The organism is Agrococcus sp. GCM10030265, from assembly GCF_042666675.1.
Lineage (GTDB): Bacteria > Actinomycetota > Actinomycetes > Actinomycetales > Microbacteriaceae > Agrococcus.
This window is the reverse complement of sequence record NZ_JBHTCZ010000004.1, coordinates 418345-440496: the sequence shown is the minus strand read 5'-3', so window position 1 is coordinate 440496 and position 22152 is coordinate 418345. Positions and strand designations below refer to the sequence as shown.

General features: G+C 72.4%; 26 protein-coding genes. 6 read left to right on the top strand and 20 right to left on the bottom strand.

The window, feature by feature from the left end; translation table 11 throughout:
- Position 1 precedes the first annotated feature (1 nt).
- Positions 2-832 (bottom strand): PP2C family protein-serine/threonine phosphatase, encoded by an 831-nt coding sequence (locus ACFQPP_RS13840; RefSeq protein WP_376917225.1) that lies wholly within the window; start codon positions 830-832, stop codon positions 2-4.
- A 140-nt stretch (positions 833-972) separates the two neighbouring features.
- Here ACFQPP_RS13840 and ACFQPP_RS13835 point away from each other — a divergent pair, with 140 nt between their 5' ends.
- Genes ACFQPP_RS13835 through ACFQPP_RS13825 form a run of 3 tightly spaced genes read left to right on the top strand, consistent with a single transcriptional unit; the run spans position 973 to position 4548 of the window.
- Positions 973-1437 carry an Lrp/AsnC family transcriptional regulator gene (locus ACFQPP_RS13835; protein WP_376917224.1) on the top strand — a complete coding sequence of 155 codons (465 nt, stop codon included), beginning with the start codon at positions 973-975 and terminating at the stop codon, positions 1435-1437.
- Between the two features lie 9 nt (positions 1438-1446).
- Positions 1447-2823 carry an aspartate aminotransferase family protein gene (locus ACFQPP_RS13830; RefSeq protein ID WP_376917223.1) on the top strand — a complete coding sequence of 459 codons (1377 nt, stop codon included), beginning with the start codon at positions 1447-1449 and terminating at the stop codon, positions 2821-2823.
- A gap of 3 nt (positions 2824-2826) precedes the next feature.
- Positions 2827-4548 (top strand): gamma-glutamyltransferase family protein, encoded by a 1722-nt coding sequence (locus ACFQPP_RS13825; protein WP_376917222.1) that lies wholly within the window; start codon positions 2827-2829, stop codon positions 4546-4548.
- A 26-nt stretch (positions 4549-4574) separates the two neighbouring features.
- Here the strand turns inward: ACFQPP_RS13825 and ACFQPP_RS13820 are convergent, their stop codons facing one another.
- From ACFQPP_RS13820 to prmC, 15 genes are all read right to left on the bottom strand, one after another.
- A complete protein-coding gene (locus tag ACFQPP_RS13820) occupies positions 4575-5597 on the bottom strand; it encodes a DUF4192 family protein (protein ID WP_376917221.1) in 1023 nt (340 codons plus the stop codon).
- Positions 5598-5694: 97 nt separating this feature from the next.
- Positions 5695-6636, bottom strand: a complete 942-nt coding sequence (locus ACFQPP_RS13815; protein WP_376917220.1) for an aldo/keto reductase — start codon at positions 6634-6636, stop codon at positions 5695-5697.
- A gap of 54 nt (positions 6637-6690) precedes the next feature.
- Positions 6691-7404: a YaaA family protein gene (locus ACFQPP_RS13810; RefSeq protein ID WP_376917219.1), complete on the bottom strand. Its 714-nt coding sequence runs from the start codon at positions 7402-7404 to the stop codon at positions 6691-6693.
- Entirely contained in the window at positions 7401-7658 is a 258-nt protein-coding gene (locus ACFQPP_RS13805; protein ID WP_376917218.1) for a F0F1 ATP synthase subunit epsilon, read from the bottom strand. The genes ACFQPP_RS13810 and ACFQPP_RS13805 overlap by 4 nt, the downstream gene beginning before the upstream one ends.
- Positions 7658-9112, bottom strand: a complete 1455-nt coding sequence (atpD, locus tag ACFQPP_RS13800) for a F0F1 ATP synthase subunit beta (RefSeq protein ID WP_376917217.1) — start codon at positions 9110-9112, stop codon at positions 7658-7660. Before atpD ends, ACFQPP_RS13805 begins: the two co-directional genes overlap by 1 nt.
- A 22-nt stretch (positions 9113-9134) precedes the next feature.
- The gene (locus ACFQPP_RS13795) at positions 9135-10034 is read right to left on the bottom strand and encodes a F0F1 ATP synthase subunit gamma (RefSeq protein WP_376917216.1); all 900 of its coding nucleotides are present in this window, start codon (positions 10032-10034) and stop codon (positions 9135-9137) included.
- Positions 10035-10039: 5 nt separating this feature from the next.
- The gene (gene atpA / locus ACFQPP_RS13790) at positions 10040-11668 is read right to left on the bottom strand and encodes a F0F1 ATP synthase subunit alpha (RefSeq protein ID WP_376917215.1); all 1629 of its coding nucleotides are present in this window, start codon (positions 11666-11668) and stop codon (positions 10040-10042) included.
- Positions 11669-11686: 18 nt separating this feature from the next.
- Positions 11687-12469, bottom strand: coding sequence for a F0F1 ATP synthase subunit delta (locus ACFQPP_RS13785; RefSeq protein WP_376917214.1), 783 nt, complete (start codon positions 12467-12469; stop codon positions 11687-11689).
- Positions 12466-13023, bottom strand: a complete 558-nt coding sequence (locus ACFQPP_RS13780) for a F0F1 ATP synthase subunit B (protein ID WP_376917213.1) — start codon at positions 13021-13023, stop codon at positions 12466-12468. Before ACFQPP_RS13780 ends, ACFQPP_RS13785 begins: the two co-directional genes overlap by 4 nt.
- Before the next feature lie 42 nt (positions 13024-13065).
- Positions 13066-13290, bottom strand: a complete 225-nt coding sequence (gene atpE, locus ACFQPP_RS13775) for an ATP synthase F0 subunit C (protein WP_092502204.1) — start codon at positions 13288-13290, stop codon at positions 13066-13068.
- Between the two features lie 51 nt (positions 13291-13341).
- Positions 13342-14196 carry a F0F1 ATP synthase subunit A gene (gene atpB, locus ACFQPP_RS13770; RefSeq protein ID WP_376917338.1) on the bottom strand — a complete coding sequence of 285 codons (855 nt, stop codon included), beginning with the start codon at positions 14194-14196 and terminating at the stop codon, positions 13342-13344.
- A gap of 155 nt (positions 14197-14351) precedes the next feature.
- On the bottom strand, positions 14352-14804 hold the full coding sequence (locus ACFQPP_RS13765) for a hypothetical protein (protein ID WP_376917212.1): 453 nt from the start codon (positions 14802-14804) through the stop codon (positions 14352-14354).
- On the bottom strand, positions 14801-15997 hold the full coding sequence (locus ACFQPP_RS13760; RefSeq protein WP_376917211.1) for an MraY family glycosyltransferase: 1197 nt from the start codon (positions 15995-15997) through the stop codon (positions 14801-14803). The genes ACFQPP_RS13765 and ACFQPP_RS13760 overlap by 4 nt, the downstream gene beginning before the upstream one ends.
- Entirely contained in the window at positions 15994-16671 is a 678-nt protein-coding gene (locus ACFQPP_RS13755) for an L-threonylcarbamoyladenylate synthase (protein ID WP_376917210.1), read from the bottom strand. Before ACFQPP_RS13755 ends, ACFQPP_RS13760 begins: the two co-directional genes overlap by 4 nt.
- A gap of 41 nt (positions 16672-16712) precedes the next feature.
- Positions 16713-17600 (bottom strand): peptide chain release factor N(5)-glutamine methyltransferase, encoded by an 888-nt coding sequence (prmC, locus tag ACFQPP_RS13750; RefSeq protein ID WP_376917209.1) that lies wholly within the window; start codon positions 17598-17600, stop codon positions 16713-16715.
- A gap of 69 nt (positions 17601-17669) precedes the next feature.
- On the opposite strand from prmC, the gene cysK reads away from it, so the two are divergent.
- Together cysK and cysE are read left to right on the top strand one after the other, a co-directional pair.
- Entirely contained in the window at positions 17670-18599 is a 930-nt protein-coding gene (cysK, locus tag ACFQPP_RS13745) for a cysteine synthase A (protein ID WP_376917208.1), read from the top strand.
- A gap of 1 nt (position 18600) precedes the next feature.
- The gene (cysE, locus tag ACFQPP_RS13740) at positions 18601-19131 is read left to right on the top strand and encodes a serine O-acetyltransferase (RefSeq protein WP_376917207.1); all 531 of its coding nucleotides are present in this window, start codon (positions 18601-18603) and stop codon (positions 19129-19131) included.
- 12 nt (positions 19132-19143) lie between these two features.
- Here cysE and ACFQPP_RS13735 read toward each other — a convergent pair whose 3' ends face one another.
- A complete protein-coding gene (locus ACFQPP_RS13735) occupies positions 19144-19611 on the bottom strand; it encodes an AAA family ATPase (RefSeq protein WP_376917206.1) in 468 nt (155 codons plus the stop codon).
- 33 nt (positions 19612-19644) lie between these two features.
- Between ACFQPP_RS13735 and ACFQPP_RS13730 the strand changes: the two genes are divergently transcribed.
- Positions 19645-20097, top strand: coding sequence for a hypothetical protein (locus ACFQPP_RS13730; RefSeq protein ID WP_376917205.1), 453 nt, complete (start codon positions 19645-19647; stop codon positions 20095-20097).
- A gap of 3 nt (positions 20098-20100) precedes the next feature.
- Here the strand turns inward: ACFQPP_RS13730 and ACFQPP_RS13725 are convergent, their stop codons facing one another.
- Genes ACFQPP_RS13725 through ACFQPP_RS13715 form a run of 3 tightly spaced genes read right to left on the bottom strand, consistent with a single transcriptional unit; the run spans position 20101 to position 22148 of the window.
- Positions 20101-20847 carry an SCO1664 family protein gene (locus ACFQPP_RS13725; RefSeq protein ID WP_376917204.1) on the bottom strand — a complete coding sequence of 249 codons (747 nt, stop codon included), beginning with the start codon at positions 20845-20847 and terminating at the stop codon, positions 20101-20103.
- 17 nt (positions 20848-20864) lie between these two features.
- Positions 20865-21419, bottom strand: a complete 555-nt coding sequence (locus ACFQPP_RS13720; RefSeq protein ID WP_376917203.1) for a DUF3090 domain-containing protein — start codon at positions 21417-21419, stop codon at positions 20865-20867.
- Between the two features lie 9 nt (positions 21420-21428).
- A complete protein-coding gene (locus ACFQPP_RS13715; RefSeq protein WP_376917202.1) occupies positions 21429-22148 on the bottom strand; it encodes an MSMEG_4193 family putative phosphomutase in 720 nt (239 codons plus the stop codon).
- Positions 22149-22152: the final 4 nt, after the last annotated feature.

Here is a 22152-nt window from a genome sequence, read left to right as displayed (position 1 = left end):
GTCAGTCCTCGCGGAGCGTCGCCCGGGGCACGGTGCGGTCGACGTCCTCGACCTCGGGCGCGCGGACGACGTCGACGACCACCACGGTCACGTTGTCGCGGCCGCCGGCATCGAGCGCGGCGTCGACGAGGGCCTCGCATGCGGCGTGGGGCTCCTCGTGCTCGATGAGGATGCGCTCGATGTCGACGTCGTGGATCTCCTTCGTGAGCCCGTCGGAGCACACGAGCAGGCGCAGCCTCGGCATGATCGGCAGCAGGAAGTAGTCGGGCACGGGGTCGGCGTTGAAGCCGACGGCGCGCGTGACGACGTTGGCCTCCGGGTGCGACTCGGCCTCGTCCTCCGCGAGCAGGCCCGCGTCGACGAGCTCCTGCACGACCGAGTGGTCGACGGTGATGCGGGTGAGGCGCTCGCCGAGCATCGCGTACGTGCGCGAGTCGCCGACGTTGAAGATCGCGAAGTAGGGGTCGCCGTCGTGCTCGGCGAACGCGCAGCCCGTGACGGTCGTGCCCGTGCCGGCGTCGGCGTCGCCCACGAGCCGGGCGATGTCGGCGGTCGCCTCGCGCAGCGCCTCGACGACGTCGGCGGGCTCGACGCGCTCACGGCCCCCGAGTCCCCCCAGTCGCTCGACGACGACGCGGCTCGCGAGGTCGCCGTGGCTGTGGCCACCCATGCCGTCGGCGATCGCGAACACGGGCGGCTGCGTGACGAGGCTGTCCTCGTTGTGCTGGCGTCGCAGCCCGACGTCGGTCGTGCCGGCCCAGCGCACCTGGAACGTCTGGCTCGCCGGCCCCTGGCCCGTGTGCTCGCCGACAGGCGCTCCGATGTGCGTCACGCCCACCAGTCTCCCATGCGCGCACCCCTCGCGTGCGCGCCCGACGCGGCGACCCCGTCGCTACGGATTCCGATGGCTGCGACGGGTCGCGACGACGGAATCCCTTGCCACGGCCGCATCCGTCGACCAGGATCATCGACATGAGCGACCGCAGGAGCCACATGCTCGACGACGTGTCGAAGGCGATCATCGAGCGGCTGCAGCGCGATGGCCGCCGCTCGTACGCCGAGATCGGCAGGGAGGTGGGCCTCAGCGAGGCCGCCGTGCGACAGCGCGTGCAGCGCCTCACCGAGTCGGGCGTCATGCAGATCGTCGCGGTGACCGACCCGCTGCAGCTGGGCTTCCGCAGGCAGGCGATGGTCGGCATCCGCGTGCAGGGCGACACCGTCGTGGTCGCCGAGCGGCTCGCCGCGCTGCCGCAGATCGACTACGTCGTCATGACGGCGGGCTCGTTCGACGTCATCGCCGAGGTCGTCTGCGAGGACGACGATGCGCTCATCGAGCTGCTGAACACCGAGGTGCGCACGATCGAGGGCGTCGCCGCGACCGAGACCTTCCTCTACATGCGGCTCGTCGAGCAGCGCTACGACTGGGGAACCCGCTAGGAGGCACCGATGACCGAGCTCACCGACCTGCAGACGAAGGCCGCCGACCACCTCTGGATGCACTTCGCGCGCCAGTCGGCGCTCGAGGCGGGCCAGACGCCCATCATCGTGCGGGGCGACGGGCACCGCATCTACGACGACCGCGGCAAGGAGTACGTCGACGGCCTCGCCGGGCTCTTCGTCGTCGCGGCCGGCCATGGGCGCGAGTCGCTCGCCGAGGCCGCGGCGCGGCAGGCGAAGGAGCTCGCCTTCTTCCCCCTGTGGTCCTACGCGCATCCGCCCGCCATCGAGCTCGCCGATCGCCTCGCGGGCTACGCCCCGGGCGCGCTGAACCACGTGTTCTTCTCCTCCGGCGGCGGCGAGGCCGTCGAGACGGCGTTCAAGCTCGCGAAGCAGTTCTGGCGCATGCAGGGCAAGCCGATGAAGCACAAGGTCATCTCGCGCGCCGTCGCCTATCACGGCACGCCGCAGGGCGCCCTCGCCATCACGGGCATCCCCTCGCTGAAGCAGATGTTCGAGCCGCTCGTGCCCGGCACGTTCCGCGTGCCCAACACGAACCGCTATCGCGCCGAGGAGGCCGGGTTCACCGGCACGACCGACGAGGAGTTCGGGATCTGGGCCGCCGACCGCATCGAGGAGATGATCCAGTTCGAGGGGCCGGACACCGTCGCGGCCGTCTTCCTCGAGCCCGTGCAGAACGCCGGCGGATGCTTCCCGCCCCCGCCCGGGTACTTCCAGCGCGTGCGCGAGATCTGCGACCGGCACGACGTGCTGCTCGTGAGCGACGAGGTCATCTGCGCCTTCGGGCGCATCGGCCACATGTTCGCGTGCGACGCCTACGGCTACGAGCCCGACATGATCACGTTCGCGAAGGCCGTCACGAGCGGCTACGCGCCGCTGGGCGGCACGATCGTGAGCGACCGCGTGTACGAGCCCTTCCGGCACGCCGACGCCATGTTCAGCCACGGCTACACGTTCGGCGGCCACCCCGTGTCGACCGCCGTCGCGAACGCCAACCTCGACCTCTTCGAGGAGGAGGGGCTCCTCGAGCGCGTGCGCACCCTCTCCCCCGCGTTCCGCTCGTCGCTCGAGACGCTGCTCGACCTCGACATCGTCGGCGACGTGCGCGGCGACGGCTACTTCTTCGGCATCGAGCTCGTGAAGGACAAGGCGACGAAGGAGTCGTTCGACGGCCCGGAGTCCGAGCGGCTGCTGCGCGGCTTCCTCTCGAAGGAGCTGTGGGAGGCCGGGCTGTACTGCCGCGCCGACGACCGAGGCGACCCCGTGATCCAGCTCTCGCCGCCGCTCACGATCGGCGAGCCCGAGTTCGCGCAGATCACGGACATCCTCCGCGACGTCCTCTCCCGCGCGCAGGCGCAGCGCTAGCCCATGCGCACGAGACCCGAGCTGCACGGCACCTTCGGCGCCGTCGCGTCGACCCATTGGCTCGCATCGAGCGCCGGTATGGCCGTGCTCGAGCGCGGGGGCAACGCCGCAGACGCCGCGGTGGCGGCCGGCTTCGTGCTGCACGTCGTCGAGCCGCACCTCAACGGGCCGGGCGGCGACCTGCCCGCCATCGTGCACGAGCCGGGCCGCGAGCCGCGCGTGCTGTGCGGCCAGGGCGTCACGCCCGCCGGTGCGACGATCGACGCCTACCGCGCCCTCGGCGTCGACCACGTGCCGGGCACGGGCCTGCTCGCCGCCGTCGTGCCGGGAGCCGTCCCCGCCTGGATGACGCTGCTGCGCGATCTCGGCACGTGGACGCCCGCCGAGGTGCTCGCCTTCGCCATCGACCTCGCCGACCGCGGCCACCACGTGCTGCCGCGCGTCGCCGCGACGATCGCGGCCAACGCCGAGCGCTTCCGCATGGACTGGCCGACGTCCGCGGAGCTGTGGGTCGCGGGCGGCGCGCCCGAGCCGTGGCAGCGCATCCGCATGCCGCAGCTCGCGACGACGTACCGCAGGCTCGCGGATGCGGGCGCCGGGCTCGGCCGCGAGGCCGCGTGCGACGCCGCCATCGCAGCCTGGCGCGAGGGGTTCGTCGCCGAGGCGATCGACGCCCACGGGCGCACCGCCGTGGTCGACGCCACGGGCGACGCGCATCCCGGTCTGCTGCGGGGCGAGGACATGGCCGCGTGGCAGCCGACGTGGGAGGCCCCGCTCGGCCTCGACTGGCGCGGCCGCCGCGTGCTGAAGTGCGGCGCGTGGACGCAGGGGCCCGCCCTGCTCGCGCAGCTCGGCATCGTCGAGCCGCTGCTGCCGACGCGAGCCGAGCGCTTCGACGCCGACGTCGTGCACGTCGCGACCGAGGCGGCGAAGCTCGCCTTCGCCGACCGCGACGCGTGGTTCGGCGACGGCGCCGACATCTCGGGACTGCTCGACGAGGCCTATCTCGCCCAGCGACGCGCGCTCATCGCGGAGACCGCCTCGCTCGAGCTGCGCCCCGGCGCGCTGCACGGGCCGCCCCGCATGCCCGTCGTCGAGGTCGAGGGCGCGCACCGGGCGGCGGGCGCCGGCGAGCCGACCCGCGGCGACACGTGCCATCTCGACGTCGTCGACGCCGACGGCATGGTCGTCTCGGCGACGCCCAGCGGCGGATGGCTGCAGTCGAGCCCCGCGATCGAGGGGCTCGGGTTCTGCCTCGGCACCCGTGCGCAGATGCTGTGGCTCGAGGAGGGCCTCACGACGTCGATGGCTCCCGGCATCCGCCCTCGCACGACGCTCTCGCCCTCGATGGCGCTCGACGACGACGGCACCGTCACCGCCTTCGGCACCCCCGGCGGCGACCAGCAGGACTCCTGGCAGGTGTCGATGCTGCTCGGGATGGGCGTGCTCGGGCTCGAGCCGCAGGCAGCGATCGACGCCCCCGCGTGGCACACGACGCACCTCGTCTCGTCGTTCGATCCGCGCGTGTGGGAGCCGGGCGGCCTCCACGTCGAGGATCGCCTCGGAGACGACGTCATCGCCGAGCTGCGTCGCCGCGGCCACCGCGTCTCGGAGGTCGGCGCGTGGAGCCTCGGCCGGCTGAGCCTCGCGAGCCGCGCGCCGGACGGCTCGGTGCGCGCCGCCGCGAACCCTCGCGGCGAGCAGGGCTACGCCGTCGCGCGCTGAGCGGCGCGGCGTCGTGATCCCGCGGGTCACGACGCCGCGGCGCGGTCGGCGCCGACCCACTCGGGCAGCATGCCCGCGTGCAGCACCGTCGCCATGAGCAGCGCCATGCCGAGCTCGGGGTCGTCGTCGAGCGCGACGTCGATGCACGCCGCCGCCGTGCCCGCACGGCCGACGAGCCAGTGCAGCGTCGCGAGCATGACGAGCGGCGCCGCCCGCATGCCCTCGGGCGCGACGGCGACGACGTGCTCGAGCAGCCCGATGCCGCGCTCGACGCGGTCGCGGTCTGGCGCAGGCCCGACGCCCAGCAGGCGCGCGGGCTCGACGTCGGCAGGCTCGCCGCGCTGCAGCGCATGCGCCTGGATGCCCGCGGCAAGCCCGTCGAGCAGCTGGCACGTCGCAGCGTCGCGCAGCGCGGGACGCTGCACGAGCGCGAGCACGAGCGCCGCCTGCTCGGGATCGAGCACCGCGGCGTGGAGCGCGAGCTCGATCGGCACGACGGGGTCGTCGAGCGCAGCCCGCAGCGCACCGGACGACGCGACGGCCTCGAGCGCCTCGGCGACGGCGAGCCTGCGCGCCGGGGACGCAGGCCTCGGCACGCGAGGAGGCGGCGTCGGTGCGAGGAACGGCAGCCCGTCGGTGACCTCGAGCTCGGCGAGCGGCCCTCGCGCGGCCCCGGGGGCGTCGTAGTCGCCCCACGCGTCGGCGGCCTGGCACAGCCGTGCGCGCACGGGCAGCCCGGCGCGGCGCGCGGCCGCGCAGATCGCGCGCACGACGCCGCGGTGCGGCAGCGCCCCCGTGCCGACGACGGCATCCGTCACGACCGCGACGGCGAGCGCGTCGGGCTCGGCGCCCAGCACGGCATCGAGCATCCGATCGGCCCAGGCGGGCAGCGCACCGCGCGGGAGCCCCGGGATGTCGCACCGCAGCGCCATGCCGGTGCGCGAGCCGTGGAAGGGCACGAGCAGCACGGAGCGTGCGATGGCCGACCCCGCGAGGTGCGGGAGGGCGAGGAGGAGCTGCTGGGGCGAGGAGGCGCGGACGATCTGCATGCCGAGAGGCTGGCGGCCCCGCCCGACGGCGTCCGCCCGCAGCCGCGGCGCCTGTGGACGCCGGCCGGGTGGGAGGGACGCGCGCGCCCCTCGCCGCCTAGGAGAAGAGGTCGGAGATCGCCTCGACGACGTCGGCGCCCATGCGCGCCTCGCCTGCCGCGACGTTCTGCGCGATCTGCTCGGGCTTCGTGGCGCCCGCGATCACCGACACCACGGGCTCCTGCGCGAGCAGCCACGCGAACGTGGCCTCGAGCATCGTGAGGCCGGCGTCGCGCGCCACGCGATCGTACTCCTCGAGCAGCGTCCAGTCGACGCCCTCGAGCAGCTGCGGCTTGATCCGCGTCAGCCGGCCGTCGTGCGGCTGCTCGGTGCGCGTGTACTTGCCGGAGAGCAGGCCGTTGTACAGCGGGAAGTACGGCAGGAAGCCGAGCCCCGCCTCGCGCGCCGCAGGCAGCACGTCGGTCTCGACGCCGCGCGCCAGCAGGCTGTACTCGTCCTGCGCCGTCACGAAGCCGTGCGGCGACTGCACCGCCGCCGCCTCGCGGATCTGCTCGCCCGAGAGGTTGGAGTGCCCGTAGGCGCGGATCTTGCCGGCCTCGACCAGCTCGTCGAGCGCGTCGATCGTCGTCTCGATCGGCGTCTCGGGGTCGGGGGTGTGCAGCTGGTACAGGTCGATCCAGTCGGTCTGCAGCCGCGTCAGCGATGCGTCGACCGCGTTGCGCAGGTACCGGCGGCCGCCCTTCGGCCCCCAGTCCTCCGATCCCGGGATCGGGAACTGCTGGTGACCCCACTTCGTCGCGAGCACGACCTGGTCGCGCCTGCCCTTCAGGGCGTTGCCCAGCAGCCGCTCGCTCGTCGTCGGCGGCACGCCGTACATGTCGGCGGTGTCGAGCAGGGTGATGCCGTGGTCGATCGCGGCGTGCACGAGGCGATCGGTGCCGGGCTGCTCCTCGGTCGCGGTGCCGGGCCGCCCGAGGTTGTTGAGCCCGAGGCCCACCTGGCTCACGACGATGTCACTGGATCCGAGCGTGCGACGCATCCCTCAAGCCTAGCCACGCGCGCGCCGCCGCCGCGTGCGCTCTGGGCGGACGCGTCAGCCGAGCCCGGCGGCGGTCGCCGTGAGCTCGAGCCGGTCGTCGGCGACGCGCCGCAGGCGGATGCCGGCGCCCGCTGCCCAGGCGGCGAGGTCGTCCGCCGACGACGCGATCACGCCGTCGCCCGCCATGCGGCGCACGAGCGCGCCCTTGCCGTGCTTGTTCCAGTGGTTGAGGGCCGCGCCGTCCTCCCCCACCACGTCGACGCCGATGGCACCGGGCACGGGCGCCACGTCGACGTACGCCTTCGAGCGCAGGTCGACGACCGTCTCGTCGGCGAGCACCGCCGCCGCATCGGCCCACGCGCCGCGCAGGGGGCCCTTCAGGTCGCTCGCCGAGCACCGATACGAGGGGATGCGATCGCTCGCGCGCACGAGACCCCACAGCGCCGACGCCACGACGACGTGCGCGTCGACCCACGCGCGCGCCGGCGCGTCGAGCGTCGCCGCGCCGAGGGCGTCGTAGAGCACGCCCTCGTAGCGCTCGAGGGCAGGCATCGTCGGCGACGTCCGCAGGGCACGATCGTCGTCGATCCAGCGCTGCCGCGCGGCGGTCGGTGCGGCGGGGGCCGCGACGGCCTTCGCGATCGTCGCCTCGACCATGCGCTCGCGCGTGCGACGCAGGGGCGGGAACGCCAGTGCGCCGAGGTCCAGCGTGGACCCCGGCGCACCGCCCGCCGCCTTCGTCTCCGAGGGCGGCAGGATGACGATCACGCGAGCTGCGCGTGCCGTGCGACGATCTCGACCCGGTCGTGGTCGACCGAGAGGAAGCCCTCGGCCGCATCCACCGCGATCACCGCGCCGTCGACGGGCGTGACCCGCACCTGGCCGGAGCCGAGCACGGCGAGCACCGGCTCGTGGCCCGACAGGATGCCGATCTCGCCCTCGACGGTGCGTGCCACGACCTGGCTCGCCTCGCCCGACCAGACCTCGGCCTCGGCCGAGACGATGCTGACGGCGAGTGCCATCAGCCGTTCTCCTTCTGGATCTGCGCCCACTTCTCCTCGACGTCGGTGATGGGGCCGACGTTGAAGAACGCCTGCTCCGCCACGTGGTCGAACTCGCCCTTGGCGATCGCGTCGAACGACTCGATCGTGTCCTTGAGCGGCACCGTGGAGCCCTCGACGCCCGTGAACTTCTTCGCCATATACGTGTTCTGCGAGAGGAACTGCTGGATGCGACGTGCACGCGACACGACGATCTTGTCCTCCTCGGAGAGCTCGTCGACGCCGAGGATCGCGATGATCTCCTGCAGCTCCTTGTTCTTCTGCAGGATCTGCTTCACGGTCGTCGCGACGCGGTAGTGGTCCTCGCCGATGTAGCGCGGGTCGAGGATGCGGCTCGTCGACGTGAGCGGGTCGATGGCCGGGTAGAGGCCCTTCGACGCGATCTCGCGGCTCAGCTCGGTCGTCGCGTCGAGGTGCGCGAACGTCGTGGCCGGTGCCGGGTCGGTGTAGTCGTCGGCAGGCACGTAGATGGCCTGCAGCGACGTGATCGAGTGACCGCGCGTCGACGTGATGCGCTCCTGGAGGAGACCCATCTCGTCGGCGAGGTTCGGCTGGTAGCCCACGGCGGAGGGCATGCGGCCGAGCAGCGTCGACACCTCGGAGCCCGCCTGCGTGAAGCGGAAGATGTTGTCGATGAAGAGCAGGACGTCCTGCTTCTGCACGTCGCGGAAGTACTCCGCCATCGTGAGCGCCGAGAGGGCGACGCGCAGACGCGTCCCCGGCGGCTCGTCCATCTGGCCGAAGACGAGGGCCGTCTTGTCGAAGACGCCCGCCTCCTCCATCTCGTGGATGAGGTCGTTGCCCTCACGCGTGCGCTCGCCGACGCCCGCGAACACCGACACGCCACCGTGGTCCTGCGCGACGCGCTGGATCATCTCCTGGATGAGGACGGTCTTGCCGACGCCCGCACCGCCGAAGAGGCCGATCTTGCCGCCCTGCACGTACGGGGTGAGCAGGTCGATCGACTTGATGCCGGTCTCGAAGAGCTGCGTCTTCGACTCGAGCTGGTCGAACGCCGGCGCCTTGCGGTGGATGGGCCAGCGGTCGGTGACCTCGAGGGTCTCGCCCTCGCCGAGGTTCAGCGCCTCGCCGATCACGTTGAAGACCTTGCCCTTGGTGACGTCGCCGACGGGGACCGTGATGGCCTCGCCGGTGTCGCGCACCTCCTGGCCGCGGACGAGGCCGTCCGTCGGCTTGAGGGCGATGGCGCGGACGAGGTCGTCGCCGAGGTGCTGCGCGACCTCGAGGGTGAGCGTCATCGTCTCGGTGCCCTCGCCGAACGAGACCTCGGTCTTGAGCGCGTTGTAGATGCCGGGGATGGCGTCGTGCGGGAACTCGATGTCGACGACCGGCCCCGTGACGCGGGCGATGCGGCCGACGGCTGCCTGCGTGGCGGCTGCTTCCGTGATGGTCATTGCTTCCAGTGCCTTTCGTGGCTTACTTCGCCGAGGAGAGGGCGTCCGCGCCGCCCACGATCTCGGAGATCTGCTGCGTGATCTCGGCCTGGCGCGCGTTGTTGCGCAGGCGCGTGTAGTCGGTGATGAGCGTGTCCGCGTTGTCGGATGCAGACTTCATCGCCTTCTGCGTGGCGGCCTGCTTCGCGGCGGCCGACTGCAGGAGTGCGTTGAAGATGCGGCTCTCGACGTAGACGGGCAGGAGGGCGTCGAGCACGCGGCCCGGCTCCGGCTCGAACTCGTAGAGCGGGAAGTGCTCGCCGTCCGTGGCGTCCGTCGCTGCGTCGACGATCTCGAGGGGCAGCAGACGGACGGTCTGCGGCTCCTGCGTCATCATGCTGACGAAGCGGTTGTAGACGACGTGGATCTCGTCGACGCCGCCGTTCGCCGAGCCCTTGACGTAGGACTCGATGACGGCGTCGGCGATCTCCTTGGCGAGGTCGGCAGTGGGCACGTCGGTCTGGCCCGTCCAGTCGCGGACCGCCGCACGGCGGCGGAACTGGAAGTACTGCACCGCCTTGCGACCGACGAGGTAGTGCTCGACCTCCTTGCCCTGGCCCTCGAGCTGCGCACGCAGCTCGCCGGCCTCGCGGAGGATCTGCGAGTTGAACGCGCCGGCGAGGCCGCGGTCGCTCGTGAGGACCACGATCGCGCTGCGGCGGATCTCGTCGCGCTCGAGCGTGAGGTCGTGGACCTCGTTCGAGTACGTCGCGACCGCGCTCACGGCACGCGTGATCGCGCGTGCGTACGGCGACGAGGACTCGACCCGCGCCAGCGCCTTCTGGATGCGCGACGCGGCGATGAGCTCCATCGCCTTCGTGATCTTCTTGGTCGTCTGCGCAGACTTGATCTTCTGCGTGTAGACCCTGAGCTGGGCTCCCATGAGGCTTAGCGCTTGCCCTTCACGATCTGCGCCTGGTTGACGTCGTCGAGCGGCATCTCGTCAGGCGAGTCGGCGACGATCGAGTCGGACTCGTCGGCCACGAAGCCGGCGGCGAACGCGTCGACCTCGCTCTCGAGCGTCTTCAGGGTGTCGTCGTCGAGCACGTTCGTCTCGCGCAGGGTCGTGAGCACGGACGAGTTGCGGCGCAGGTGGTCGAGCAGCTCGGCCTCGAAGCGCAGCACCTCGCTGACGGGGACGGCGTCCATCTTGCCGTTCGTGCCCGCCCAGATCGAGACGACCTGCTCCTCGACCGGGTACGGCGAGTACTGCGGCTGCTTGAGGAGCTCGGTGAGGCGCGCACCACGAGCGAGCTGACGACGCGACGCGGCGTCGAGGTCGGACGCGAACATCGCGAACGCCTCGAGCGAGCGGTACTGCGCCAGCTCGAGCTTGAGCGTGCCCGAGACCTTCTTGATCGACTTGACCTGCGCGTCGCCACCGACGCGCGAGACCGAGATGCCGACGTCGACCGCGGGACGCTGGTTGGCGTTGAAGAGGTCGGACTGCAGGAAGATCTGGCCGTCGGTGATCGAGATCACGTTGGTCGGGATGTACGCCGAGACGTCGTTGGCCTTCGTCTCGATGATGGGCAGACCCGTCATCGAGCCGGCGCCGAGCTCGTCGGAGAGCTTCGCGCAGCGCTCGAGCAGACGGGAGTGCAGGTAGAAGACGTCGCCGGGGTATGCCTCGCGGCCCGGCGGGCGACGCAGCAGCAGCGAGACGGCACGGTAGGCCTCGGCCTGCTTCGAGAGGTCGTCGAAGATGATGAGGACGTGCTTGCCCTCGTACATCCATTGCTGGCCGATGGCCGAGCCCGTGTAGGGCGCGAGGTACTTGAAGCCGGCAGGGTCCGATGCGGGAGCGGCCACGATCGTCGTGTACTCCATGGCGCCGGCCTCCTCGAGCGCACCGCGGACGGAGGCGATCGTGGAGCCCTTCTGGCCGATGGCGACGTAGATGCAGCGCACCTGCTTCGAGACGTCGCCCGACTCCCAGTTGGCCTTCTGGTTGATGATCGTGTCGATCGCGATGGCCGTCTTGCCGGTCTGGCGGTCGCCGATGATGAGCTGACGCTGGCCACGGCCGATCGGGATCATGGCGTCGATCGCCTTGATGCCCGTCTGCATGGGCTCGTGCACCGACTTGCGCTGCATGACGCCGGCGGCCTGGAGCTCGAGGGCGCGGCGGCCGCTCGTCGCGATCTCGCCGAGGCCGTCGATCGCGTTGCCGAGCGGGTCGACGACGCGGCCGAGGTAGCCCTCGCCGACGGGGACGGAGAGGACCTCGCCCGTGCGGGTCACCTCCATGCCCTCGTCGATGCCGTTGAACTCGCCGAGCACGACGACGCCGATCTGGGTCTCGTCGAGGTTCTGCGCGAGGCCGAGCGTGCCGTCCGCGAAGCGGACGAGCTCGTTGGCCATGACGCCCGGGAGGCCCTCGACGTGCGCGATGCCGTCGGCGGCGTCGGTGACGCGACCGACCTCGCTCGTCGACGAGGCCTTGGCCTCGTACGAGGCCACGAAGTCGCTCAGCGCACCCTTGATGTCATCGGGGCTGATGGTGATCTCTGCCATTGCTTCTCCTCGTGTGACCTAGCCCAGCCGCAGCCGGAGGTCGGTGAACTTCGCGCGGAGCGTGCCGTCGATGACGTCGTCCGCGACCGCGACCCGGAGGCCGCCGATGATCTGGGGGTCGACGACCTGCTGCACGAGCAGACGTCGTCCGTAGCGCTGCGAGAGGCTCGTCTCGAGCCGCTGCAGCTGCGCCTCGGGGAGCGCCACGGCGGTGGTGACCGTCGCGATGCCGGCTCCGGCGGCCTCGGCCACCGACTCGGCTGCCTGCCGCAGCAGCACGCCGATGCGGCGGCCGCGCGGCGAGCGCACGAGGTGGTCGAGGATGACGAGCGTGGCCTCGGAGGCCTTGCCTGCGAGCAGACGCTCGACGACGAGCGCCTTGTCGTCGGGCCCGCCGATGAGCCCACCGAGCGCGAGCTCGAGGTCGGTGTCGCCGACGACGACCCGCTCGACCTGCTGGATCTCGCCAGACACGTCGGCGTCGCTCGCGGTCGAGGCGATGCGGATGCCCGCGTCCTCGAGGCCTGCGAGCAGATCCTGCCCGGACGACCAGCGCTGCGCGGCGGCGAGGCCGAGCAGTCGGCGCGCCTCGGCGCCGAGCGACCCGAACACGCGCGCGATGATCGCGTCGCGATCGGCGCTCGTGCCGTTCGTGTCGACGAGCGCCGCGAGCAGCTGCGGCGTGCGCTCGATGGCACGAGCGGCCTGCAGCACCTCGCGGGCGTCGGAGACGCCGGCGCCCGACGACGCCGAGACGGCGTCGATCAGGGCGCCGTGCGCCTCACGCGTGGCGGACCTCACCGGCGACCAGCCTCCTCGGCCTCGAGGTCCGCGAGGAAGCGGTCCACGATGCCTGCGGCGCGCTGCTCGTCGAGCGCCTCGCCGACGACCTTCTCGGAGAGGTCGAGCGCGAGCACGCCGACCTCCTGGCGCAGCGACTGCACGGCAGCCTGGCGCTCGGCCTCGATCTGCGCGCGAGCGGTGGCGCCGACGCGGTCGGCCTCCTCCTGCGCGCCCGCCTTCAGCTCCGCGAGGATCTGCGCACCCTCGGCGCGCGCCTTCTCGCGGATCTGCGCGGCCTCGGCACGTGCCTCGGCCAGGATCGCGGCGTTCTCCTCGACGGAGGCCTTCGCCTTCGCCTCCGCCGCCTCGGCGCGCTCGAGCGCACCCTCGATCGCGTCGCGACGTGCGTCGAGCGCCTTGTTCAGCTTCGGCACCAGCCAGAAGAAGAAGGCGAGGACGATCGCGAAGACGACCAGCGACCAGACGATGTCGTAGATGGCGGGGATCAGCGGGTTCGGCGAGGTCTCGCCGTGCCCCTCATCCGCCATCACGACGGGGAATGCGAGCTGCATCCCTACTCCTTTGCTCCTTGGAGACCGCTAGGCGGTCGGCGATCAGGCCGGGGCGGTGAACGGGATGAAGCCCGTCGCGATGGCGATGAACGCCAGGGCCTCGGTGAACGCGATGCCGAGGAACATGAGGCCCGTCAGGCGGCCCTGGAGCTCGGGCTGGCGCGCGACCGACTCGATCGTCTTGCCGACGATGATGCCCACGCCGATGGCCGAGCCGATGGACGCGAGGCCGAATGCGATCGGGGCGAGGTAGCCGACGATGTTCATTGGTGCGGTTCCTTTCTGGAGGTTGCTGTACGACCTGGGGAGGTCGGACGATCAGTGCTCGTCTGCCAGCGCGAGCTGGATGTAGACGGCAGCGAGGTAGGTGAAGACGTAGGCCTGCAGGACGGCCACGAGGATCTCGAAGAGGGTGAACGCGAGGCCGAAGGCCAGCGTGCCGATGCCGAGGAGCCCGAGGAAGTCGCCGTAGGCGAGCATCGAGAAGAAGAAGAAGTGCGTCGCCGCGAAGCAGAGCACGAGCAGGAGGTGGCCGGCGACCATGTTCATCAGGAGTCGCAGCGCCAGCGTCACGGGGCGCAGCACGAACGTCGAGAGGAACTCGATCGGCGTCACGATCACGTAGATCGGGATCGGCACGCCCGACGGGAACAGCGAGTTCTTGAGGAACGTGCCCGGGTGCTTCTTGAGGCCCGCGTAGATGAACAGCACGTACGCGACGAGCGCGAGCACGAGCGGCATGCCGATCACGGAGGTGCCCGCGATGTTGAGGCCCGGGATGATGCCCGTGATGTTCATCGCGAGGATGCCGAAGAACATCGCCATGAGCACCGGCATGAACCGGCGGCCGTCCTTCTCGCCGAGCGTGTCGATGATCACGTTCTGGCGCACGAAGCCGAGCAGGAACTCGGCGCCGGCCTGGAAGCGCGTCGGCACGATGCGCATGTTGCGCACGGCGAGCCACAGGATGAGCATCATGACCGCGACCGCGAGGAAGCGGATCAGCATGATCCTGTTCAGTCCGAAGATCGGCTCCTCGGCACCCGAGAGGCCGACGGCCGTCGGGTCCGTGAGGAGGAACACCTCCGGGAAGAACTCCGTGAGGCTCGGCGGATGGAACGGCTCGGGCTCAGGAGCGGCGGCGGAAATGGCCAGCAGGGGAAGCGCGCTCAGCGGGGTCTCCGTCGGTCACGGCGCGTCACGGCGCCAAGGTCGTCGTCGTACTGATCGGTGTCCCGGATCGCTCCTCCATCGCCGTGCGACCATGCGGGCGCGGAGGATGAGGGACCAACCTGGGGGATCGCTCTCAGCCTAGCAGAGCGGGGGCGTCAGCGGCGCGCGGGGCGCCCCTGGGTCTCCTCCTCGGCGGGCTCGTCGACCGTCGGCTGCTTGGAGCGACCGATGACGAGCACGTCGACGACGAGCGAGCCGAGCACCGCGGCGAGCATCGTGCCGAAGACGACGCCGCCCGCGAGCCACGCCTGGCCCTGCAGCGCGAGCATGATGACGAGGAACGCCACGAACTTCAGCAGCATGCCGCCCAGCAGCACGCCGAAGAAGGCGGGATGCAGCAGCTCGCCGCGCGAGACCTTGAAGCCCACGAGCACGCTGAGCGCCGTGAGCGAGAGGAACGCGATCGCGATCGCGGTGCCGACGAGGGCGCTGACGACGCCCGTCCACCCCGCGACGGCGAATCCCACGATCCCGCCGACGAGCGCGACGGCGGCTGCGAGCAGCCCGCCGTATGCGAGCACCCGGCGCATGACGTCCTGGATGGTCATCGTCGCTCCCCTGCATCGACCGTGTCGGTGGTGGGCGTCCTCCGCGCCCGACGCTGTGCCGAGCGCGCCCTCGCGAGTCGCAGCGCGGAATGCCAGACCCGCCTGCTCACCGGCAGCGCGGTGAGGATCGCGCAGACGAGGAAGCCGACCCCGATGATACCGGCAGCGAGCCACTCGTCGATGAACAGGAACAGCAGCGTGCCGCCCGCGACCACGATCGTCCACGAGTAGAAGATCAGCACGGCGCCCAGATGCGTGTGCCCCATGTCGAGCAGGCGGTGGTGCAGGTGCTTGCGGTCGGCCGCGAAGGGGCTCTGGCCGTTCAGCAGCCGGCGCACGACGGCGAGCACGAAGTCGAGCAGCGGCAGCGCGAGGATCGCGAACGGCAGCAGCACGGGGATGAAGGCGGGCAGCAGCTGCGAGCGGCCGCCGACGACCGTCAGGTCGATCTGGCCCGTGACCGAGATCGCGGCCGTCGCCGTGAGGAGCCCCACCATGAGCGCGCCCGCATCGCCCATGAACATCTTCGCGCGGTGCCAGTTGAGCGGCAGGAAGCCGACGCACGCGCCCACGACGATCGCGGTCAGCAGGCTCGCGAGCGAGAAGTAGGCCTCCTGCTGGCCGAGGGCGTTGCTGATGATCCAGATGTAGGCGAAGAACGCCGCCGAGCCGATGATGGTCGTGCCCGCGACGAGGGCGTCGAGCCCGTCGATGAAGTTCACGGCGTTCATGACGAGCACGATCGTGACGACCGTCAGCACGATCGACATCTGCTGCGACCCGACGGCGATGCCGCCGAACGGATTCGGGATGCTCGTGATGCGCACGACGAAGAAGGCCACGACGCCCGCCGTGACGAGCTGCGCGCCGAGCTTCACCATCCAGTCGAGGTCGAGCAGGTCGTCGAGCACGCCCACGACGACGATGAAGCCCGTGGCGCACAGCAGCGCGACGATGCGGGGCCACTCGGCGTACGCCGGGTCGAACTGCGGCACGAACGAGCCGGCTGTCACCGCCGCGACGACGCCTGCGAACATCGCGACGCCGCCGAGGCGCGGCGTCGGCTTCGCATGCACGTCGCGCTCGCGCACGGGCGGATGGATGCCGTGGGCGAGCGCGAAGCGGAGCGTGCCGAGGCTCACGAGCCAGGTCACGACCGCCGCGAGCACCCCGACGACGAGGAAGATCGTCATGGCTCGAGCGCCTCGCCCACGATCTCGGCGATGCGCTCGCGGGCCAGCACGCCCTGGCGCACGATGCGGATGCGCTCCCCCGTCGCGTCGACGATCGTCGAGCCGTTCTGGGCCCTCTCGCCGTCGGCGTGCGGCTCGTAGCCCTCGCCGACCTCGCCGGCGTCGAGGACGACCGCGACGGAGGAGGCGAGCGCCGCCGCGGGCTCCGCGGCCGTCGTGGAGGCGGGCTCGCCGTGGAGGTTGGCGCTCGAGACGGCGAGGGGGCCGGTCTCGGCGAGGAGGCCGAGGGCGACGTCGTTCGCGGGCATGCGCAGCGCGACGGTGCCCCTCGTCTCGCCCAGATCCCAGCTGAGGCTCGGCTGCGCGCGCACGATGATCGTGAGGGGGCCGGGCCAGAACGCCTCGGCGAGCGCACGGACGTCGTCGGACACCTGCTCGGCGAGGGCCGACAGCGTCGCGAGGTCGGGCACGAGCACGGGCGGCGGCGACTGTCGGTCGCGACCCTTCGCCGCGAGCAGGCCCGCGACGGCGTCGGCGTCGAACGCGTCGGCGGCGATGCCGTAGACCGTGTCGGTGGGCATGACGACGAGCCCGCCCGTCTGCAGCGCCTGCCGTGCGGCGCGCACCCCGGCGAGGAGGGACGCGGGCACGCTGCAGTCGAAGGTCTCGGGCACGCGACCATCGTACGGTCGCGTGCTCGTGCGCGCCGTGCGCGTCAGCGGCGCGCGGTGGTCACGCGATCGCGGCCCGTGAGGTCGCGATGCGTCGCCGCGTCGCGCCAGCCGGCGGCGTCGAGCACGGCGCGCACCGCGGCGCCCTGCTCCTCGCCGTGCTCGAGCGCGATGCATCCGCCCTCGCGCACCACGCGCACGCCCACGTCGGCGAGACCACGCACGACGTCGAGCCCGTCGTCACCGGAGTAGAGGGCGAGCGCGGGGTCGTGCAGCCGCACCTCGGCGTCGCGCGGCACCGCGGCGCTCGGCACGTAGGGCGGGTTCGACACGAGCACGTCGACCGAGCCCGCGACGTCCGGCAGCAGGGCGTCGAGCCGGGTGGCGTCGCCCTGCACGAGGCGGATGCGCGGCGCGAGCGCCGCGACGTTGCGGCGCGTCCAGGCGATGGCGGCGTCGTCGACCTCGACGGCGTGCACGCGCGCGGCGGGACGCTCGGTCGCGATGGCGATCGCGATGGCGCCGGAGCCGGCGCACGCGTCGACGACGACGGGATGCGCGACGCCGAGCGCATCGAGCGCGGCGAGCGCGTGGTCGACGAGCACCTCGGTCTCGGGCCTCGGCACGAAGACGCCGGGGCCGACCGCGAGGGTCGCGTGGCGGAAGTGCGCCTCGCCCGTGAGGTGCTGCAGCGGCTCGCGCTCGGCGCGGCGCGCGACGAGCGCGCCGAGCCGCCTGGCCTGCGGATCGTCGAGCGACGCACCGCGCAGCATGCGCATCCGCAGCTCGCCGAGCGACGTGCCGACGACGTGCGCGGCGAGGATCTCGGCGTCGGGGCCGACGACGTCGACGCGTGCGAGCGCCGCGCGCGCGGCAGCGATGGTGGCTTCGAGGTCGGGCACCTCGGCACCGTACCCTGGGGGCGCCCCCATCCAGGCACGGCCTCGGGGTCGAACGGCTAGCATCATCACGACTGCTTCTCACCCGTGAAAGGCCCACCTATGGCTCGCATCTACGACGACGTGACCGCGACGATCGGAGGCACGCCGCTCGTGCGCCTCCAGCGCGTCGACGACACGCACGCCACCATCCTCGCGAAGCTCGAGTTCTTCAACCCGGGCGCGAGCGTGAAGGACCGCATCGGCAAGGCGATCATCGACGCCGCCGAGGCCTCGGGCGAGCTGCAGCCCGGCGGCACGATCGTCGAGGGCACGAGCGGCAACACGGGCATCGCGCTCGCGCTCGTCGGCGCCGCACGCGGCTACCGCGTCATCCTCTCCATGCCGGAGACCATGTCGGTCGAGCGTCGCGCCGTGCTGAAGGCGCTCGGCGCCGAGCTCGTGCTCACGCCGGGCTCCGAGGGCATGCGCGGCGCCGTCGAGCGCGCGAGCCAGATCGTCGAGGAGACGCCGGGCGCCATCCTCGCCCGCCAGTTCGACAACCCCGCGAACCCCAAGGTCCACCGCGACACGACCGCCGAGGAGATCTGGGCCGACACCGATGGCGCCGTCGACATCTTCGTCGCCGGCATCGGCACGGGCGGCACCATCACGGGCGCGGGCAGCCGCCTCAAGGAGCTGAAGCCCGACGTGCAGGTCGTCGCCGTCGAGCCCATCGACTCCCCGCTGCTCACGCAGGGCACCGCCGGGCCGCACAAGATCCAGGGCATCGGCGCGAACTTCGTGCCGTCGATCCTCGACCGCGAGGCGTACGACGAGGTCGTCGACGTCGCACTCGACGACGCCGTGCGCGTCGCGCGCGAGCTCTCCGCGAAGGAGGGCATCTTCTCGGGCATCTCGTCGGGCGCCATCGTCTGGGCGGCGCTCGAGGTCGCACGGCGCCCCGAGAACGCCGGCAAGACCGTCGTCGCCATCATCTGCGACACGGGCGAGCGCTACCTCTCGAACCCGGTCTACGCCGACCTCGCCTGACGTGCTCGGGATCCGCGAGGACATCCGGAACGCGCAGCTGCGCGATCCGGCGGCTCGCGGCGCCCTCGAGGTGTGGCTGACGTACTCGACCCTGCACGCCGTGTGGGCGCACCGATGGCATCACTGGCTCTGGCGGCGCGGGCTGCGCTTCGCGGCCCGCGCCGGCAGCCAGTGGATGCGGTTCGTCACCGGCGTCGAGATCCACCCGGGGGCGACGCTCGGCAGGCGCCTGCTCATCGACCACGGCATGGGCGTCGTCATCGGCGAGACGGCCGTCGTCGGCGACGACTGCCTCATCTACCACCAGGTGACGCTCGGCGGGCGCGGGGTCGGCGTCGGACGCAGGCATCCGACGCTGGGCGACCGCGTGATCGTCGGCGCGGGCGCGAAGGTGCTCGGCCCCATCCACCTCGGCGACGACGTGAAGGTCGGCGCGAACGCCGTCGTCGTGCGCGACGCGCCGAACGGCGCGACGCTCGTCGGCGTGCCCGCGATGCTCGCCCGCCCGGGGTCGATCGAGTACCAGATCTGAGGCGCGGGCCGCTCAGCCCGTGACGACGATGCGTGCGCGCTCGTCGGGATGCGGCGGCTCCACCGACGCGACGTAGGCGTCGAGCGCCTCCCGGTCGAGCGTGAACGCATCCGGCCCGCCGCGACCGGCGCGCTCCCGGATGCGCTGCCACAGCACGTCGGTGGGCGCCGTGAGCACGACGAGGTCGACGCTCGCCCCGGCATCCTGCGCGGCCCGCCGCCACGCATCCCGCACGGCCCTCGTCGTGAGCGACAGGTCGACGACGACGGGGCGGCCGGCCCCGACCGCCTGCGCCATGCGCTCCTTCAGGCCCGCCTCGAGCCGCTGGAGCACCTCGATGGGCGCGAAGGCGCTGCGGTACCCGGCCTGCCACTGCGCGTCGTCCATCGACAGCCGCATGGCGCCCGCCGCCTCGAGCGCCTTCGCCATCGTGGTCTTGCCCGTCGCCGTCGGGCCGCTCAGCAGGGTGACGAGGGGCATGCGCCCACGGTACGCGCACGCCATGCTGGGAGCATGCGCATCGTCCTCGACCTCGTGCTCGACTGCGACGCCGAGCGGGCGTGGACGCTGCTGCACTCCCCCGCCGCCATGCGCTTCGCCATGGCACCCGTGCTCGCCCCCGCGCCCGTGGAGGGCGCGTGGCCTCCCGTCTGGCCCGACGCCACGCCCGTCGCGCTCGAGACCCGCATGCTGGGCGTGCCGTCGGGGCGCATGGTCGTCGAGCTGCACGACGAGGTGCGCGGCGACGTGCGCATCGTGCACGACCGCGGCGGCCCGGTCTCCGGCCCGCTCGCCGCGCTCACGTCGTGGCGGCACCGCATGGCCGTGTCGCCGCTGCCGGATGGGCGAAGCCGGTTCCGCGACCGCCTCGACGTCGGCGGCGCCGCCGCGCCCGCCATGTGGCCGACGCTGTGGGCGCTGTGGCAGTGGCGCGGGCATCGCCTGCAGGCGCTCGCGCGCCGCTGAGGCTCAGAACGGCGGCCAGGGCACCGCAGGCAGCCCGGCGAGGGGCTCGGGGAACGCGCCTGCCGCCACGAGCGCGTCGCACCGCGCGACGAGCGCGTCGACCTCGCTCGGCGCGAGGAGCTCGAGCAGCACCGCTGCGAGGTCGCGGTCGAGCGCCGCGCGCACCCGCCGCACGCCTGCGACCTCCTCCGCGTCGAGGGGCTCCCCGATCCAGCCCCACAGCACCGTGCGCAGCTTGGGTTCGACGTGCATCGTCAGGCCGTGGTCGATGCCGTGACGATGCCCGTCCGCGCACTCGAGCACGTGCCCGCCCTTGCGGTCGGCGTTGTTCGCCACGAGGTCGAGCACCGCGATGCGCCGCAGCGCCGCGGTGTCCTCGTGCACGAGCGCGACCGGGGCGTCGTCGATGCCGACGCCGTCGAGCACGTGCAGCATGCCGGCGGGCACCGCGTCGGGCGGCACGAGCGTCACCGCCTCCTGCGCGTCGTCGGCGTCGACCCAGCGCTGCAGCATCCCGACGCCGTACGGGCCGTCGACGAGGCGCGTGTCGGGCACGATGCCCCACCCCGTCGCCTCGGACACGGCGAAGGCCGCCACCTCGCGACGCGCGAGCGTGCCGTCGGGGAAGTCGTGCAGGGGGCGCTCGCCCGCGACGGGCTTGTAGACGACGCGGACGCCGTCGAGCTCGCCCACGAGCACCGCGTTCGATGCGGAGGCCACGCGGCCGGTGAGCGTGAGGCGATCCGCCACGCGCTCCGGCTCGGCGATCACAGCGGGTCGTCGAGCAGGCGGCAGACGTGCTGCGCGTCGGCCTGCATCGGCTCGCCGCACAACGGGCACAGCGCGCGGCCGGCGGCGACGACCTCGCGGGTGCGCAGCGCGAACGCCCTCGCGGCGCCCACGGGGATGCGCACCTCGAGCAGCTCGTCGTCGGCGAGCGCATCCGCGAGCGGGTCGTCGTCGTCGCCCACGTCGATCGGCAGCGCCTCGATGACGACCTGCGCCGTCGACGCATCCCATCCGAGCGTCATGCGACCCACGCGGAACCGCTCGAGCACGGGCTCGTCGAGCCGCTCGTCGTCGCGCAGCTCGTCCGGCGTGCCGGAGGGCACGTGGAAGGGGTTGCCGTCGATCGCCTGCAGCTCGTCGAGGATGCGGTCGACCCCCGCCGCGAGCTGCGCCGACTGCTGCTTCTCGAGCGCGACGCTCACGACCTCGCGGCCGCTGCGGACCTGCAGGTAGAACGTGCGCGCACCCGGCGCGCCGACCGTGCCGACGACGAACCGGTCGGGCCAGTCGAAGGCGTGGACCTCAGGAGCCATGCCTCCATGCTAGGAGCGCGAGGCCTCCGGGCCCGCACCGCCACCCACCGCCGCGTCGCCGGGCGCGCCGGCACGCGCGGCATCCGCAGGTCGCGGGCGCAGCCACGACAGGTCGCCCGCGTGCGTGTTGCTGCCGACGACGCGCGAGCCTCCCGGCCCGAGGCGCACGATCGACACCGAGCCGGGGTCGACGTGGATGCGCTGGAAGAGGTCGAGGTGCATGCCGAGGGCGTCGGCGAGGATCGCCTTCACGAGGTCGCCGTGGCTCACCGCGGCCCACGTCGCATCCGGCCCGTGCTCGGCGAGCACCTCCGCGTCGATGCGACGGATCGCCTCCACGGCGCGCGCGTGCATCGCGAGCATCGACTCGCCGCCCGGGAACACGGCCGCCGACGGCGTGGCCTGCACGACGCGCCACAGATCCTCTCGGGCGAGCTCCGCGAGCGGACGGCCCTGCCACTCGCCGTAGTCGCACTCGACGAGGCCGGGCTCGAGCACCACGGGCGCGGCGGGCGCCTGGAGCGCCGCGATGGCGTCTGCCGTCTCGCGGCACCGATCGAGCGGGCTGGACGCCAGGCGCACGAGCGGCACGTCGGCGAGGCGCGCACCCGTCGCCGCGGCCTGCACGACGCCGACGTCGTCGAGATGCACGCCGGCCATGCGGCCCGCGAGCACGCCGGATGCGTTCGCCGTCGTGCGGCCATGGCGGACGAGCAGCACGGTGGGCATGCGT

Excerpts from the sequence above, each read along its gene's own strand:
- ACFQPP_RS13830 (WP_376917223.1), top strand. The coding sequence starts at position 1,447 with ATGACCGAGCTCACCGACCTGCAGACGAAGGCCGCCGACCACCTCTGG.
- ACFQPP_RS13715 (WP_376917202.1), bottom strand. The coding sequence starts at position 22,148 with ATGCCCACCGTGCTGCTCGTCCGCCATGGCCGCACGACGGCGAACGCA.
- ACFQPP_RS13765 (WP_376917212.1), bottom strand. The coding sequence starts at position 14,804 with ATGACCATCCAGGACGTCATGCGCCGGGTGCTCGCATACGGCGGGCTG.
- atpE (WP_092502204.1), bottom strand. The coding sequence starts at position 13,290 with ATGAACATCGTCGGCTACCTCGCCCCGATCGCATTCGGCCTCGCGTCC.
- ACFQPP_RS13730 (WP_376917205.1), top strand. The coding sequence starts at position 19,645 with ATGCGCATCGTCCTCGACCTCGTGCTCGACTGCGACGCCGAGCGGGCG.
- prmC (WP_376917209.1), bottom strand. The coding sequence starts at position 17,600 with ATGGGGGCGCCCCCAGGGTACGGTGCCGAGGTGCCCGACCTCGAAGCC.
- ACFQPP_RS13825 (WP_376917222.1), top strand. The coding sequence starts at position 2,827 with ATGCGCACGAGACCCGAGCTGCACGGCACCTTCGGCGCCGTCGCGTCG.
- atpA (WP_376917215.1), bottom strand. The coding sequence starts at position 11,668 with ATGGCAGAGATCACCATCAGCCCCGATGACATCAAGGGTGCGCTGAGC.
- ACFQPP_RS13815 (WP_376917220.1), bottom strand. The coding sequence starts at position 6,636 with ATGCGTCGCACGCTCGGATCCAGTGACATCGTCGTGAGCCAGGTGGGC.
- ACFQPP_RS13795 (WP_376917216.1), bottom strand. The coding sequence starts at position 10,034 with ATGGGAGCCCAGCTCAGGGTCTACACGCAGAAGATCAAGTCTGCGCAG.
- ACFQPP_RS13735 (WP_376917206.1), bottom strand. The coding sequence starts at position 19,611 with ATGCCCCTCGTCACCCTGCTGAGCGGCCCGACGGCGACGGGCAAGACC.
- ACFQPP_RS13835 (WP_376917224.1), top strand. The coding sequence starts at position 973 with ATGAGCGACCGCAGGAGCCACATGCTCGACGACGTGTCGAAGGCGATC.
- ACFQPP_RS13805 (WP_376917218.1), bottom strand. The coding sequence starts at position 7,658 with ATGGCACTCGCCGTCAGCATCGTCTCGGCCGAGGCCGAGGTCTGGTCG.
- cysK (WP_376917208.1), top strand. The coding sequence starts at position 17,670 with ATGGCTCGCATCTACGACGACGTGACCGCGACGATCGGAGGCACGCCG.
- atpD (WP_376917217.1), bottom strand. The coding sequence starts at position 9,112 with ATGACCATCACGGAAGCAGCCGCCACGCAGGCAGCCGTCGGCCGCATC.
- ACFQPP_RS13820 (WP_376917221.1), bottom strand. The coding sequence starts at position 5,597 with ATGCAGATCGTCCGCGCCTCCTCGCCCCAGCAGCTCCTCCTCGCCCTC.
- ACFQPP_RS13720 (WP_376917203.1), bottom strand. The coding sequence starts at position 21,419 with ATGGCTCCTGAGGTCCACGCCTTCGACTGGCCCGACCGGTTCGTCGTC.
- ACFQPP_RS13760 (WP_376917211.1), bottom strand. The coding sequence starts at position 15,997 with ATGACGATCTTCCTCGTCGTCGGGGTGCTCGCGGCGGTCGTGACCTGG.
- ACFQPP_RS13780 (WP_376917213.1), bottom strand. The coding sequence starts at position 13,023 with ATGCAGCTCGCATTCCCCGTCGTGATGGCGGATGAGGGGCACGGCGAG.